Consider the following 12,934-nt stretch of genomic DNA (forward strand, 5'->3'; position numbering starts at 1 on the left):
TACCGTATTGCGTTCTTTGCCCCTACACTCTGGTATGAGCGACGCGAAGCCCTATCTTCTGCCGCTGGGGCCGGATGGATCGGTTGCATTGCCAGCCGATGTGCTCACGGAATTTGACGTGGCCGAGGGCGACACACTGACCCTGCTGAAACGGCCAGATGGATATTGGCTTATCAAAGCCGTTCCAGACGAGGCAGACGTTACTGAGCAGCAACTAAAAATCCTCAACGTGTTCGGCACCGTAGACCCGCAGGACATGCTGACTGACGAAGAGATGCGAGCACAGCGCAAACGCTCCTAACCCTTACCAGTCTTTGCCGTCGCTGGACTCCAGGCCGTCCATGTCGTTCCAGTCGTCGAATTCCCTGTGTTCGCCGGAGCGGGCGTAAGCAGCGTATTCCTCTGCCAATGCCTGCTCCTCTGGGGTTAGCTCGGCAGGGCTGTTCTCTGCACGTTCCGGCTCCACCGGATCGGTCATGGCGTCCACACCTGCCCTGGCATCACGGCCTCGGCCACGCTCCGCAGGGTCAAGTCGAAGGTCATGAACTGAATGCCCAGCGGCGCTATCGCCTGGGCGGCGGCCAGATGCACGGCGTCATACGCACGCAGCGGGTGGGCCTGGGCCAGTCGGGCGGCGTCTTGCAGGAGTTGGTCGTCAGTAGCGATATGGCGAATGGTCAGCCAGTCGCTCTCGATGTCCCGCACGGCGGTCTGGTAGGCGCGGCCACTGATGGCCCTGCGCCGTTTTCGCCCGGCCAGCGCGGAGTGCAGTTCCACATAGGTGATGGCATGGGTAATGTCGCCACTGGCAGCGGCCTGTGCGGCACGAACCTTCTCGTGGCCCGGTTCCAGGGTGTACAGCCGGGCAAGAGCTGAGGTGTCCAGATACAGCAGCGTCATATGAAACTCAGCCGAGCCCAGGACGAGGCTGAGCGGAGCGAGCATGAGACAGATGCCGGACTGGAGCGGTGGAAAGGCATGCCGATCTGTCCACGGCATGTCCCGCACTCGCGTAGGTTCGGTATCAACTCTCTGGCCCACGGTGCTCGCGCAGAAGCTCCTCGATGGGTGGCCCGCTGACCTCAGCCAGCACGGCGGAACCGGCGGCCCTCAGGCCCCAGGGTTCGCCACCCAGCAGGCGCAGGGCACGCTCTCGGGCGGCCTGCTCGGCTTCGTCGGGCACGTCGATGACCTGCAGGATGTCGCCCACGTCGGCATTCACGCCCAGGCGGCGCAGACCGCTGACCAAATCGACCAGGGTGCTGACCTCGATCCGCTCCACGCGGGCATTGTAGATGGCGTTCACGGTGGCGGGGCGCATGTTGGCCGCCTGCGCCAGTTGCTTCTGGCTGAGGTTGTGCTGCCGCAGCAGTGCGGCAAGGTCGAAGCGCATCTGGGCTGTCACTCTTTACCTCCAGGCGAAAGACTCTTCCTCTCAGGAGTATAGAGCGGATCGGGGGGGCACCCCCTGTTGCCACGCCTCCCCCTGCCCCGACCTCCGCCCCCCCTGGGTGTCCGACCTTGGGCCATGGCGCACGGCGGTGCAAAGGCGTGCAATAGGGCCATGAAGATCACCCTGAAACGAGGACTGGCCGCCCTGGCCCTGAGCGCCGGACTGGCCTTCGCCGCCGCCGCCACCCAGACCGTCGAGGTGCTGAACGCCGATGGACGGGTGGTCGCCACGGGCGCCCTGAGCGGCCACCTGAAGGCCACGGGCGACCTGAAGGCGGGCCGCACCCTGCGGGTCACGGTGACCGTGAACGGCGTGAGCACCGTCAGAACCTTCGTGCTGGCCTCGCCCATCACCGCCCGCGAACCCGAGGCCGAGCGCCTGGGCGTGCGCGTGGGCGAGCGGGTGCTGCCCCTGGAAACCGCGCTGGACAACAGCGAGGCCCGCGGTCAGGAGCCCGAGGCCCGCCACGGGGCCGACGACGGAGCCGGGCACGATGCCGGAGACGACCACGGCAGCGGCGGCCACGGTGCAGATGATGGGGCAGACGACGGCGCAGGCCACGATGCGGGCGATGACCACGGCGGCAGCGGTGGTGGGCACGGCTCCGACGATGGCAGCGGCCATGACGGCGGCGACGACCAGGGTGGTGGCAGTGGCGGCGGTAGTGGTGGTGGCAGTGGTGGCGGCGGCTCGGATGACGGCGGCGGGCACGGCGGCGGCCACAAGTAGGCACCAGTCAGGCAGACCCTCCCGGTTCGGGCGCCTCATGCGTTCGGTCAACAGTCCCCCCACGGACATCAGGTCTGTGGGGGGAAGCTCTATCGCCCGTCAGGCAGAGCCCGTCAGTCAGGGCCCGGTCTGCCTCAGCTCGCCGGGCAGTTCTTGGCGCTCTGGGCCTTGACCAGTTCGGCGGTGCGCGCGTCGACCTTGGCGATCACGTCGCGGTTGTCCAGCTCGTTCACGACGGCGCCGGGCAGGAAGAACACGGCGAACAGCACGTTCTCCTTGCTCACGCCGCTCTTGCTCTGGGCCTCGCTCCGCACCGTGGCCAGCTGGCCCAGCTCGGTCTTGATTTCGGCGCAGCTCATGTCGGCCACGGGCTTCTGGGTGGCCGCCGTGTACTTGGGCGCGCAGGAGGCCAGGGCGAGGGACGCGAGCAGGATCAGGCCGAATGCAGGATTTTTCATACCCGTCCATAGTACAGGGGCAATTGTGCAGTGATGCACGATAGGTCAGGGGCTTCGTCTCCCAACTGACCTCACGTTCAACTCACCGCGCCTGCCTAGGGTGAAGGATGAACAGTCTGGCGGGAGCAGGGGTGGCGGCGGTGGCGCTGGTCGGTCTGGGCCTGATGGCGCCGTCCCAGGCGCCCCAACCGGGCCGGGGCGTGACCCTGCAGGTTCCGCCCGGCCGCGAGGCCGCGTTCCGGGCCAACGGCCTCCTGCGGCGCACCATCAACTTCGGCAACATGCTCGAGGCCCCGCAGGAGGGCGAGTGGGGCCTGAAGCTGGAGGAGCGCTTCTTCGATCTGGCGAGGTCGGCGGGCTTCACGGCCATCCGGCTGCCGGTGCGCTGGAACACGAGGGCGGGGGCGCAGGCGCCGTATACGGTCGATCCGGCCTTCTTCGCGCGGGTGGACTGGGCGGTCTCTCAGGCCAGGCGCCGGAACCTGGCGGTGATCCTCGATTTCCACCACTACGAGGAACTGATGCGGGAGCCGGCCGCGCACCGCCCGCGCTTCCTGGCCATCTGGGGGCAGGTGGCGGCGCACTACCGAAACCAGGGGCCGGAGGTGCTGTTCGAGGTACTGAACGAGCCGAACGGCAAGGTCGAGGCAGTCTGGAACGAGCTGCAGGCCCAGGCGCTGGCGGTGATCCGCAAGTCCAACCCGCGCCGGGTGGTGATCGTCGGGCCGGTCGGGTGGAATTCGGCCGAGCGGCTGGGCACGCTGCGGCTGCCCGCCGACGGACACCTGATCGTGACCTTCCACCACTACACGCCCATGGAATTCACGCACCAGGGCACCGACTTCGGCGGCCCGGCGCGGCCCACCGGCATCCCGTGGCCGGCGGGGGGCCTGCGCCCGGCGAACGGCTGGGCCAACTGGTCGTGGGACGTGACCCTCGCGGGCGGAGCGGGGGGGCTCACGGTGGCGCCGCAGAAGGCCTACGGGGCGCTGTATCTCCACCGCGACGAGCCGCTGACCGGCGTGAAGGAACTCGCCTTCGTGAGCGACCGGACGCTGGGCCTGAACGTGGTGTGCCTGGAGCGCAACGACGGCAAGACCAGCCCGCCGTCGGCCAGTATCACCGCGCAGGCGGGGGCGCTCACGCGGGTGCCGGTGGCGGCCTGCAGCGGCAGCGGCACCCTGCGCGACCTGTGGCTGATGCCGCAGGGCGAACAGGCGGCGGCGCCGTTTACCCTGCGGCGGCTGGACGTGGTCACGAGCGCCGGGGTGCGCCCGGCCCTGGGCAGCGCGCAGGACGAGGTCGCGGCGCCGATCCGTACGGCGGCCGCCTGGGGCCGGGCGAACGGCCGTCCGGTCTTCCTGGGCGAGTTCGGGGCCTTCCGGGCCGGGCCGCAGGCCGACCGGGCGCGCTGGGCCGCCTTCATGCGCGCCGAGGCCGAGGCGCAGGGGCTCAGCTGGGCGTGGTGGGAACTGGCCTCGGGCTTCGGGCTCTACGATCCGCTGAAGAACGTCTGGGACGACCCGGTGCTGCGCGCCCTGCTCCCGGACAGCCGGGTCGGGCGCTGATCCAGGCGTCCAGGCGAAGTGCGGAGGTCGGGGGGCTGCGCTATCGCTGGACACTTCAGCGCCCCTGAGGCCGCGTGTCCATCCAGCCGCCGCGCCGCCTCAGGGGCAACTCAGGAAGCGCTCATGGCACCCGTGGGGGCGCATGTCAGGCTGGCACCATGAGACTGTTTTCAGGACGTGTGGCGGGGAAGAAGGTGCTGGCGCTGGCGCTGGTCGGCGGGACGTGGCTGGGCTCGGCGCAGGCCGCCACGGCATATACCAGGGTGGAATCGAACCTGCGCCGGGTGGCCGCCCCGAACGGGCTGGTGGTGGGCGTGGTGCCCGGCGGCACGCTGCTGACCGTGGCGTGCAGCGGGCAGTGGTGCCGCACCTCGTATCAGGGGCGCGGCGGCTACGTCGCGCGCACGCTGCTGACGCCGTTCACGCGCAGCGCGCCGCTCTCCGGGGTGTTCTACGCCAGCTGCCGGGCCATGCGCGCGGCGAACAAGGCCCCGATCCGGCTGGGCCGGGAGGGCTACCGGGTGGGGCTCGACTCCAACTCGAACGGCGTGGCCTGCGACCAGGGCGACCGCTGAAGTTCAGAGCGCTGGCAGGCGGGTGAGGGGGCGGCGAGGATCGTGTGCGCCCCCTCACTCTGTTTTTTAAAGCGGGGCACAATGGGAGCATGAGCCTCCCCTCTCCCGCCGCTCCCTCCACCCTGCGCGTCGACGTCTGGTCGGACATCGCCTGTCCGTGGTGCTACATCGGCAAGCGGCGGCTGGAAGCGGCGCTGCAGGACTTCGCCGGGCGTGATCAGGTTGAAGTCGTGTGGCACAGCTTCGAACTCGATCCCAGTGCCCCGGCCCGGCAGGACGCCTCGATGGCCGAGATCCTGGCGCGCAAGTACGGCGGCGGCGCGGCGCGGGCCCAGGGCATGATGGCCCAGGTGACCGAGGTGGCCGCCCGCGACGGCCTGGACTACCGCTTCGACGTGCTGCGGCCCACCAACACCTTCCTGGCCCACCAGCTGATCCATCTGGCCGCCGAGCACGGGTTGCAGGACGCCATGAAGGAGCGGCTGCTGCTGGCCTACTTCACGCAGGGCGAACTCGTGGGCGACCCCGAAACCCTGGTGCGGCTGGCGCAGGAGGTCGGTCTGGACGCGGCCCAGACCCGCGCCGCGCTGGACGCCGGCACCTACGCCGACGCCGTGCGCCAGGACGAGGCGCAGGCCCGGACGCTGGGCATCAGCGGCGTGCCCTTCTTCGTGCTGGGCGGCCGGTACGGGGTCAGCGGGGCGCAGGAGGCGCAGGTGCTCCGGGGCGCGCTGGAGCAGGTCTGGGCCGAACTCCACCCCGCCCCGCTGACCCGCCTGGACACCCCCGTGGCCGAGGGCTGCGAGGACGGCTCCTGCGCGGTGCCGGAGACCCAGGGCGCGCGCTGAGATCACCGGGAGGAGCCGAACAAGCAAGGGGCCAGCGTCGCAACCGCTGGCCCCTCTGCTTTTGGGCGTTCAGGCCGGGCCGGGGGTCAGGCGGCCGGTGGGGGCGGGGGGATCGTCGCCGGGCCGGGGCGTCGGCTCCAGCGCCGGCAGGGTGCCGCCCGCGAGGACGGTCTGGACGTCCTCGCCGCTCAGCGACTCGCGGATCATCAGCTCGTCGGTGAGGCGGTGCAGGATGTGGGCGTGCTCGCCCAGCAGCGCCAGCGCCCGCTCGTACTGCCCGTTCAGGATGCGGCCCAGTTCCACGTCGATCTGCTCGGCCGTGTGGTCGCTGTAGATGCCCTGCTGCGGGCCGTAGCCCAGGTAGTTGCCGGTGTCCTGCGCCAGCGCCAGCTGCCCGACCTCGCTCATGCCCCATTCGGTGATCATGCGCCGGGCGAGGTTCGTGGCGACCTGGAAGTCGCTCGCCGCGCCGGTCGTGACCTGCCCGGTGGCGACCTGCTCGGCCGCGTGCCCAGAGAGCGCCACGCAGATCCGGTCGAGCAGCGCGGAGCGCGTGTGGTGCATGCGGTCTTCCGGGGTGTACAGCGCCGAGCCCAGGCTGCGCCCGCGCGGCACGATGGTCAGCTTGTGCGCCTTGTCGGCCAGAGGGAGCAGCTGAGCGGCGAGGGCGTGACCGACCTCGTGGTAGGCGGTGACCTTGCGGTCGGCCTCCCGCACCACCAGCGAGCGCCGCTCCGGCCCCATCAGCACCCGGTCGCGCGCCTCGTCCACGTCCCGCCCCGTGATCCGGTGCCGCCCCTCTCTGGCCGCCAGCAGCGCGGCCTCGTTCAGCAGGTTCTCCAGATCCGCCCCCACCATCCCCGCCGTCCTCCTGGCCACCACCCCCAAGTCCACCGAGACGTCCAGCGGCTTCTTGCGCGCGTGGATGCGCAGGATCATCTCGCGTCCCCGCACGTCCGGCGCGTCCACCACCACCTGCCGGTCGAAGCGTCCGGGACGCAGCAAAGCGGCGTCCAGCACGTCCGGGCGGTTGGTCGCCGCCAGGATGATGACCTCCTGGCCCGAAGAGAAGCCGTCCATCTCGACGAGCAGCTGGTTGAGGGTCTGTTCGCGCTCGTCGTTGCCGCCCTGCAGCGAGATGCCGCGTTTTCTCCCCACGGCGTCGATCTCGTCGATGAAGACGATGCAGGGCGCAGACTTGCGGGCCTGGTCGAACAGGTCGCGGACGCGGGCGGCGCCCACCCCCACGAACATCTCGACGAAGTCGGAGCCACTGATGGAGTAGTAGGGGACTTTGGCCTCGCCGGCGACGGCCTTGGCGAGCAGGGTCTTGCCGGAGCCGGGGGGGCCGACGAGGAGGACGCCGTGGGGGATGCGGGCGCCGAGGGAGTGGTACTTCTCGGGGGAGCGCAGGAAGTCGACGACTTCCTGCAGGTCGGCCTTGGCCTCGTCGCAGCCGGCGACGTCCTGGAAGGAGAGCTTGATCTGCCCCTCCGCGATCACCGCCGCCTTCGACTTCCCGAACGTGCCTGCCGCGTCGGAGCCGCCCCCCTGGCGACTGCGGAGGAGCAGGATGATCAGGCCCACGATCAGGGCCAGGGTCAGCAGGATGCTCAGCACGCCCAGCACGCTCAGGCGGGCGGGCGGCAGGTAGGACACGTTCACGCCGGCGGCCTGCAGGGCGTCGAGCTTCACGACCGGGTCGCCGATCAGGGTGCGCGTGGAGTAGGGCTGACCGCTGCGCAGGGTGCCGCTCAGCAGCGCCGTGCCGTTCTGGAAGGTGACGCGGGCTTCGCTGACCTCACCGCGTTTGAGGGCGGTGGTGAAGTCGGTCAGGTTCAGGTCGTTGCCCCCGCCGCGCGGCAGCATGAAACTCAGCACGAGCAGGGCCAGCACGCCCGCCAGCAGGCCCCAGATCCAGAGCGGACGTTTCACGGGCGCACTTCACCTCGGCTGGACATACTCCAGTGTATGCCTCGCCGCAGCTCATAACCTGAAAATCGCACGGTTCGGCCCCCGCCGGGCCGGGCGTTTCCGTGGGCGTTGGGAGGGCCTTAACACTCACGGGGGAGGCGGGCCGCGCTGGGACAATTCCGCAGACTCCAGTCAGCTTCGGCGGGCATACTTGCGCGATGCTGTCGTCTTCCCCCCGCCCTGGTATGCACTTCCCCCGCTTCCGAAGTCCGGCCCTCCTGACCACGCTGGCCCTGCTGTCGCCGCCTGTGATGGGCGGCACTGTTCTGGGTGGGATTGGTCTGGGCAGTACTGGTCTGGGCGCTTCCGTGATGGGCGCCGCCCTGCTGGCGCTGAGCGGCGGGGCGGCGCAGGCGGCGCCCGCGGCCGCGTCGGTGGGGTCGGTGCAACTGACCTTCAGCGTGGATCAGGCCGCCGTGTACGTCAACGGCGAGGCGACCCAGTGGAGCAGTCCTCCCCGGCTGGTGGGGGGCCGCGCCATGCTGCCCCTGCGCGACGCGGCGGCGCTGCTGGATCAGCCGCTGAACACCACCGGGGCCATCGGCAGCGGGCAGCTGCAGCTCGGGCGCCTGCTGGTGGACACCCGCCGCGTGAGCGGCGTGCTGGCCGGCGCGCCCCAGCCCGAGGGCACCGTGGCTGCGCTGGGCGGCGTGCTGTATGTCAGCGCGCGCACCCTGGCCGACGCGCTGAACGCCAACCTGGTCGCCGAGGGCGACGCCGGGCGCACCATGACCCTGACCGCCCTGCGCGACGGCGGCAACCCGCTGGCCCCGCAGGCCCGCTTCTCCACCGACAAGAACGTGTACGCCCCGGGCGAGCGGGTCGTGTACACCGAGTACGCCTTCGACCCGGACGGCGCGGACATCACCTCGCGCAAGTGGACGGGCCGCCAGGACGCCTACTTCCAGCCCGGCACCTACACGGTCACCCTGAACGTGACGAACAGCCGGGGCCTGCTGAGCCGGCCGTACACCCGCACCATCCAGGTCACGGGCGCCCCGATGGACTCGCCGCTGACCTACGCGCTGAAATACGCCTCGCCCGGCGACTCCTTCCCGGACCCGCAGGTGCTGAACTACCCGTCGGCGCTGGCGGTGCCGGTGGCCGGCGAGACCTCCCCGCTGATCTTCAGCGACAGCCCCGAGGTGCCCACCCAGAGCGGCATCCTGTACCAGGACACGGTGCAGGGCCGCGCCCGGATGCTGGCCTACCACCTGAACGGGCTGGGCCGCCCGGCGCGGCTGTACATCCTGGCCCGCAACCTCGACGAGCGCCCGGTGGACATCCGCACCACCCGCCTGGGCGAGACGGCGCCCACCCGCATCGAGGGCACGCTGGGTCAGGTCACGCTGATGGAGTACTTCGCCTCGACCGGCGGCAGCCTGCTGACCCTCAGTCCGGGCTCGACCGCCGCCGTGTATGCCAGCCCCACCCTGAGCCCCGGCAGCGGCGTGAACCTGATGCAGGATCTGGTGACCTCGGGGCGCGTGGAACTGACCATCCTGATGCTGGAGGACACCCTGCCCCCCAGCGCGCAGGTGGCCCAGCAGCTGCCCTACCTGAAGCCCGACGGCAAGCATGTGCGCGGCACCTTCCCGGGCGCCGTGCGGCGGCTGCGCGTGACCCTGGGCTCGCTGCCCACCCGCATCGTGATCGGCGACGGGCGGGTCGACCCGGCGCTGACCGGCACCGACGCCCTGACCGGCCAGAGCGTGAAACTGAGCGGCAACTACGGCGTGCTCTACGACCTGGAGGTGAACGGCGCGGCGGGCGCGGCCGTGGCCCTGAGCCCGCGCGGCGGCCTGTACCGGGGCGCCATGAACGTGCTGGACGGCCCCATCGTGCAGACCATCAAACTGCCGCGCGTGGGCAGCGCCCTGAAGCCCAGCGAGCCGACCCTGCTGTGGCGCGCCCAGTCCGACCGCCTGAACATCGACTTCGTGCCGGCCAGCGGCTCGAATCTGCCGATCAGTCTGGTGTTCTACCGGGCGCGCAGCCTGAGCGGCTTCGGCGGCGTGATCAAGACCTACCAGCCCTGAGGGGCCTTGCCCGCGCCGGGCGGCCGGACGGAAGGCCAGGCGGGAACGGAGGTCTGTGCAGAAAAGGTCAACAGCCCTGTGGCCCTTCCCGGGCAGCCGGCCGCTACCCTGAGACCCTGATGACTCCCTGGCCTCCTCTCCTGCCCCTGCGCCTCTCCCCCACCTGCAGCCCGGAGCGTCCGGCATGAGCGGCGGCCTGGTGGCCCTGCTGGACGACGTGGCGGCCATCGCGCGGATCGCGGCGGCGTCCATCGACGACATCGGCGCGGCGGCCGGCAAGGCCGGGGTCAAGGCGCTGGGCGTGGTGGTCGACGACACGGCGGTCACGCCGCGCTATGTCACGGGCTTCTCGCCCGACCGCGAGCTGCCGATCATCTGGCGGATCGCGCGGGGCTCGCTGCGCAACAAGGTCGTGTTCATCCTGCCGGCGGCGCTGCTGCTCAGCCAGTTCCTGCCCTGGGCCATCACGCCGATCCTGATGCTGGGCGGGGCGTACCTGTGCTTCGAGGGCGCCGAGAAGCTGTACGAGGCCCTCAGCGGCCACCACGAGAGCGCCGAGAGCAGCGAGGCCAAGCTGTCCAGCGCCGCGCACGAGCAGCAGATGGTCTCCGGCGCGATCCGCACCGACTTCATCCTGTCGGCCGAGATCATGGCGATCTCGCTGGCCGAGGTCGCCGATCAGGGCTTCGGCTCGCGGGCGCTGATCCTGATCGTGGTGGCGGTCATGATCACGGTGCTGGTCTACGGCGTGGTCGGACTGATCGTGAAGATGGACGACCTGGGCCTGCGGCTGGCCCGCAGCGGCACTGGCATCGCCCGCGCGTTCGGACGCGGCCTAGTGCGGGGGATGCCGGTCGTGATGGGCGCTCTGTCGGTGATCGGCACCGCCGCCATGCTGTGGGTCGGCGGGCACATCCTGATCGCCGGCCTGGAGACCTTCGGGATCGCCGGCCCCGCCCACGTCCTGCACGACGCGGCGGTCGCCACCAGCCGGGCCGTGGGCTTCGCGCCCGGGCTGGTGCAGTGGCTGGTGGACACCCTGGGCTCGGGGCTGCTGGGCCTGATCGTCGGCGGGATCATCGTGGCCGTGCTGCACGCCCTGCCCAGGAGGGGCGCGGCGACCCAGCACTGAGCGCTTCATTCCAGGCGTCAACGGCCAGGGCCACCGAGAAGTCTCCCGGTGGCCCTGGCCGTTCAGACTTCAGAGCTTGATCTCGCCCTGATCCTCGCCGTCCCAGTAATGCACGCGGGTCGCGTCGACCTGGATCATCACGATACCGGGGGTGTCCACGCCGTCCTTGAACCACTGCTCCAGTCCCTTCGTCCAGTGCTCCTCCAGGCTGGCCTTGTCGCGCATCAGTTTGGCCTTGCCCTCGACCGCCACCGAGAAGCCCTTCTCGCCCATGAAGGCCAGCGACACCCTGTCGTCCTTCTCGATGTCCTGCACCGTGCGGGTGTCCTCGTACGTGTAGTAGTACGAGGTGCCGTCGTACTCGACCTCGCCGTTGTTGCTCATGGGGCGCCCGGCGATGTTGCCGCCCGCCGTATGGGTCGAGAGCATGGCGATGTCGATCTTGCGCATCTTCTGGGACAGGTCTTGCAGGGTCTTGCTCATGGGGCCTCCAGGGGCTGAGAGAAGGGGGATCAAACAGGGCCAGACTGCCCGGCACAGGCAGTCTGGAGTGCCCCGCGCGCGCCGGCGCCAGAGTTGGGTAAATGCCGGTTTAGGCTTCGGCTTCCTCGCCCTTCTTGCCCCGCTTGTACGGCCCCTTCTCCTTCCACTTGAGCCGCACCGGGATGCCCGCCAGATCCAGATCCTCGCGGATGCGGTTTTGCAGGAAGCCCTCGTAGGCGCGGGTCACGAAGTCGGCGCGGTTGCAGAAGATGGCGAAGGTCGGCGGCGAGGTCTCCACCTGGGTCATGAAGTACAGCTTGAGCTTCTTGCCGTGGAAGTTCGGCACGCTCTGGCGCATCTGCCAGACTTCCAGCCAGCGGTTGAGTTCGGCGGTCGGAATGCGGCTCTGCCACTTGGTGTGCAGCTTCATGGCCTCGGCCAGCATCTCGTGGATGCCGTAGTCGTTGATGGCAGAGGTGTACACGCGCGGCGCGAAGGAGATGTGGTGGAGCTTCTGCTTCAGATCCTTCTCGGTGCTTTTCAGGTCTTGATCGGGCACCAGATCCCACTTGTTCACGACCACGATCACGGGCTTGCCCGAGTCGTAGGCGAGGTTCGCCAGCTTCAGCTCGTGGTCACCCAGTTCGGTGGCGTTCACGACCAGCCAGATCAGGTCGGAGCGCGCGATGGCCGCCTGCGAGCGCTGGATGGCGTAGTCCTCGATGGCGGTGTCCGGCTTCTTGCGGATGCCGGCGGTGTCGACCAGCACGAAGCGCTGCCCGCCGTAGTCCCACTCGACGTCCAGCGAGTCGCGGGTGGTGCCCGGCTGGTCGGCCACGATGGCACGGTCGGACTGGGTGATGGCGTTCAGCAGGCTGGACTTGCCCACGTTCGGCCGCCCGATCAGCGAGATGCGGATCGGCGCGACTTCCGGCACGTCCTCGTCGTCCTCGGGCAGATGCACCATGATGCGGTCCATCAGGTCGTCCAGCCCGCGCGCGTGCTCGGCGCTGATGGGCACCGGATCGCCGAAGCCCAGGCCCCACAGCTCGGCCATGTAAACCTCGTGCTTCTGGGAATCGATCTTGTTCGCCACGACGATCACGGGCGTGCCCAGCTTGCGAAGCCAGTCGGCGACCTCGTAGTCGGCGGCCGACAGCCCCTCGCGGGGATCGACCACGAACATCACCGCCTGGGCGCCTTCCATGGCCCACTCGGCCTTCTGGCGGATGGCAGCTTCCCACTCGTCGCCGCTCCAGAGCCCCCCGGTGTCGACCAGGGTGATGCGGTGGTTCTGGTGGAGCATCAGCCCTTCCTTGGCGTCGCGGGTCACGCCGGGAAAGTCGGCCACGACCGCGTCGCGGCGGCCGATCAGGCGGTTGAACAGGCTGGACTTGCCGACGTTGGGTCGGCCTACGATGGCTACTTTATGCATGGAAGCCCTCCACGCCCGTCAGGGCGGCGAGCGGAGCGAGTAGGAGAAATGGTGCCCAGACGGAAGTCTGGAGGCACATCCAGCACATATGGGCCGGAAGACTGAAGTCTGGGTACATGTCAGACGCTCCTTGCGGTGTCGGAGCTGCCCAGCGTCAGGGTGCTCCGCCGAAGCCCGGTTCTCACGGCGAGAACACAGGCATAGACGTGCGAGTATACAGGAGTGCTGGAAGGGCGGGCG

14 protein-coding genes are annotated in these 12,934 nt (G+C 69.7%); 7 read left to right on the top strand and 7 right to left on the bottom strand.

The window, feature by feature from the left end:
* Positions 1-34: 34 nt before the first annotated feature.
* Positions 35-301 (top strand): hypothetical protein, encoded by a 267-nt coding sequence (locus CVO96_RS07630; RefSeq protein ID WP_133161763.1) that lies wholly within the window; start codon positions 35-37, stop codon positions 299-301.
* A gap of 3 nt (positions 302-304) precedes the next feature.
* Here CVO96_RS07630 and CVO96_RS21050 read toward each other — a convergent pair whose 3' ends face one another.
* From CVO96_RS21050 to CVO96_RS07645, 3 genes are all read right to left on the bottom strand, one after another.
* Complete coding sequence (locus tag CVO96_RS21050) at positions 305-478, bottom strand: hypothetical protein (RefSeq protein WP_165795235.1); 174 nt, start codon at positions 476-478, stop codon at positions 305-307.
* Positions 475-900: a type II toxin-antitoxin system VapC family toxin gene (locus CVO96_RS07640; RefSeq protein WP_103311720.1), complete on the bottom strand. Its 426-nt coding sequence runs from the start codon at positions 898-900 to the stop codon at positions 475-477. Before CVO96_RS07640 ends, CVO96_RS21050 begins: the two co-directional genes overlap by 4 nt.
* A 124-nt stretch (positions 901-1,024) precedes the next feature.
* Entirely contained in the window at positions 1,025-1,405 is a 381-nt protein-coding gene (locus CVO96_RS07645; RefSeq protein WP_133161764.1) for a helix-turn-helix domain-containing protein, read from the bottom strand.
* 159 nt (positions 1,406-1,564) lie between these two features.
* Between CVO96_RS07645 and CVO96_RS07650 the strand changes: the two genes are divergently transcribed.
* Positions 1,565-2,182 carry a hypothetical protein gene (locus CVO96_RS07650; protein WP_103311722.1) on the top strand — a complete coding sequence of 206 codons (618 nt, stop codon included), beginning with the start codon at positions 1,565-1,567 and terminating at the stop codon, positions 2,180-2,182.
* 134 nt (positions 2,183-2,316) lie between these two features.
* Here the strand turns inward: CVO96_RS07650 and CVO96_RS07655 are convergent, their stop codons facing one another.
* The gene (locus tag CVO96_RS07655; RefSeq protein WP_103311723.1) at positions 2,317-2,640 is read right to left on the bottom strand and encodes a hypothetical protein; all 324 of its coding nucleotides are present in this window, start codon (positions 2,638-2,640) and stop codon (positions 2,317-2,319) included.
* 107 nt (positions 2,641-2,747) lie between these two features.
* Between CVO96_RS07655 and CVO96_RS07660 the strand changes: the two genes are divergently transcribed.
* The 3 genes from CVO96_RS07660 to CVO96_RS07670 all read left to right on the top strand — a co-directional run bounded on the left by CVO96_RS07660 (position 2,748) and on the right by CVO96_RS07670 (position 5,631).
* Entirely contained in the window at positions 2,748-4,208 is a 1,461-nt protein-coding gene (locus CVO96_RS07660) for a glycoside hydrolase family 5 protein (protein WP_103311724.1), read from the top strand.
* Between the two features lie 158 nt (positions 4,209-4,366).
* The gene (locus CVO96_RS07665; RefSeq protein WP_103311725.1) at positions 4,367-4,783 is read left to right on the top strand and encodes an excalibur calcium-binding domain-containing protein; all 417 of its coding nucleotides are present in this window, start codon (positions 4,367-4,369) and stop codon (positions 4,781-4,783) included.
* An 89-nt stretch (positions 4,784-4,872) separates the two neighbouring features.
* A complete protein-coding gene (locus CVO96_RS07670; RefSeq protein ID WP_103311726.1) occupies positions 4,873-5,631 on the top strand; it encodes a DsbA family oxidoreductase in 759 nt (252 codons plus the stop codon).
* Between the two features lie 69 nt (positions 5,632-5,700).
* On the opposite strand, the gene ftsH is transcribed toward CVO96_RS07670, so the two are convergent.
* A complete protein-coding gene (gene ftsH / locus CVO96_RS07675; protein WP_165795236.1) occupies positions 5,701-7,566 on the bottom strand; it encodes an ATP-dependent zinc metalloprotease FtsH in 1,866 nt (621 codons plus the stop codon).
* 350 nt (positions 7,567-7,916) lie between these two features.
* Between ftsH and CVO96_RS07680 the strand changes: the two genes are divergently transcribed.
* Positions 7,917-9,644 carry a copper amine oxidase gene (locus tag CVO96_RS07680; protein ID WP_103313351.1) on the top strand — a complete coding sequence of 576 codons (1,728 nt, stop codon included), beginning with the start codon at positions 7,917-7,919 and terminating at the stop codon, positions 9,642-9,644.
* 184 nt (positions 9,645-9,828) lie between these two features.
* Positions 9,829-10,776 (top strand): DUF808 domain-containing protein, encoded by a 948-nt coding sequence (locus CVO96_RS07685; protein ID WP_103311727.1) that lies wholly within the window; start codon positions 9,829-9,831, stop codon positions 10,774-10,776.
* Between the two features lie 69 nt (positions 10,777-10,845).
* On the opposite strand, the gene CVO96_RS07690 is transcribed toward CVO96_RS07685, so the two are convergent.
* The gene (locus CVO96_RS07690; RefSeq protein ID WP_103311728.1) at positions 10,846-11,259 is read right to left on the bottom strand and encodes a pyridoxamine 5'-phosphate oxidase family protein; all 414 of its coding nucleotides are present in this window, start codon (positions 11,257-11,259) and stop codon (positions 10,846-10,848) included.
* 109 nt (positions 11,260-11,368) lie between these two features.
* A complete protein-coding gene (der, locus tag CVO96_RS07695; RefSeq protein ID WP_103311729.1) occupies positions 11,369-12,694 on the bottom strand; it encodes a ribosome biogenesis GTPase Der in 1,326 nt (441 codons plus the stop codon).
* Positions 12,695-12,934 lie beyond the last annotated feature (240 nt).

The organism is Deinococcus koreensis (assembly GCF_002901445.1).
In the GTDB taxonomy this organism is placed as follows: Bacteria; Deinococcota; Deinococci; order Deinococcales; family Deinococcaceae; genus Deinococcus; species Deinococcus koreensis.

Excerpts from the sequence above, each read along its gene's own strand:
- CVO96_RS07630 (WP_133161763.1), top strand. The coding sequence starts at position 35 with ATGAGCGACGCGAAGCCCTATCTTCTGCCGCTGGGGCCGGATGGATCG.
- CVO96_RS21050 (WP_165795235.1), bottom strand. The coding sequence starts at position 478 with ATGACCGATCCGGTGGAGCCGGAACGTGCAGAGAACAGCCCTGCCGAG.
- CVO96_RS07640 (WP_103311720.1), bottom strand. The coding sequence starts at position 900 with ATGACGCTGCTGTATCTGGACACCTCAGCTCTTGCCCGGCTGTACACC.
- CVO96_RS07650 (WP_103311722.1), top strand. The coding sequence starts at position 1,565 with ATGAAGATCACCCTGAAACGAGGACTGGCCGCCCTGGCCCTGAGCGCC.
- CVO96_RS07655 (WP_103311723.1), bottom strand. The coding sequence starts at position 2,640 with ATGAAAAATCCTGCATTCGGCCTGATCCTGCTCGCGTCCCTCGCCCTG.
- CVO96_RS07660 (WP_103311724.1), top strand. The coding sequence starts at position 2,748 with ATGAACAGTCTGGCGGGAGCAGGGGTGGCGGCGGTGGCGCTGGTCGGT.
- CVO96_RS07665 (WP_103311725.1), top strand. The coding sequence starts at position 4,367 with ATGAGACTGTTTTCAGGACGTGTGGCGGGGAAGAAGGTGCTGGCGCTG.
- CVO96_RS07670 (WP_103311726.1), top strand. The coding sequence starts at position 4,873 with ATGAGCCTCCCCTCTCCCGCCGCTCCCTCCACCCTGCGCGTCGACGTC.
- CVO96_RS07680 (WP_103313351.1), top strand. The coding sequence starts at position 7,917 with ATGGGCGCCGCCCTGCTGGCGCTGAGCGGCGGGGCGGCGCAGGCGGCG.
- CVO96_RS07685 (WP_103311727.1), top strand. The coding sequence starts at position 9,829 with ATGAGCGGCGGCCTGGTGGCCCTGCTGGACGACGTGGCGGCCATCGCG.
- CVO96_RS07690 (WP_103311728.1), bottom strand. The coding sequence starts at position 11,259 with ATGAGCAAGACCCTGCAAGACCTGTCCCAGAAGATGCGCAAGATCGAC.
- der (WP_103311729.1), bottom strand. The coding sequence starts at position 12,694 with ATGCATAAAGTAGCCATCGTAGGCCGACCCAACGTCGGCAAGTCCAGC.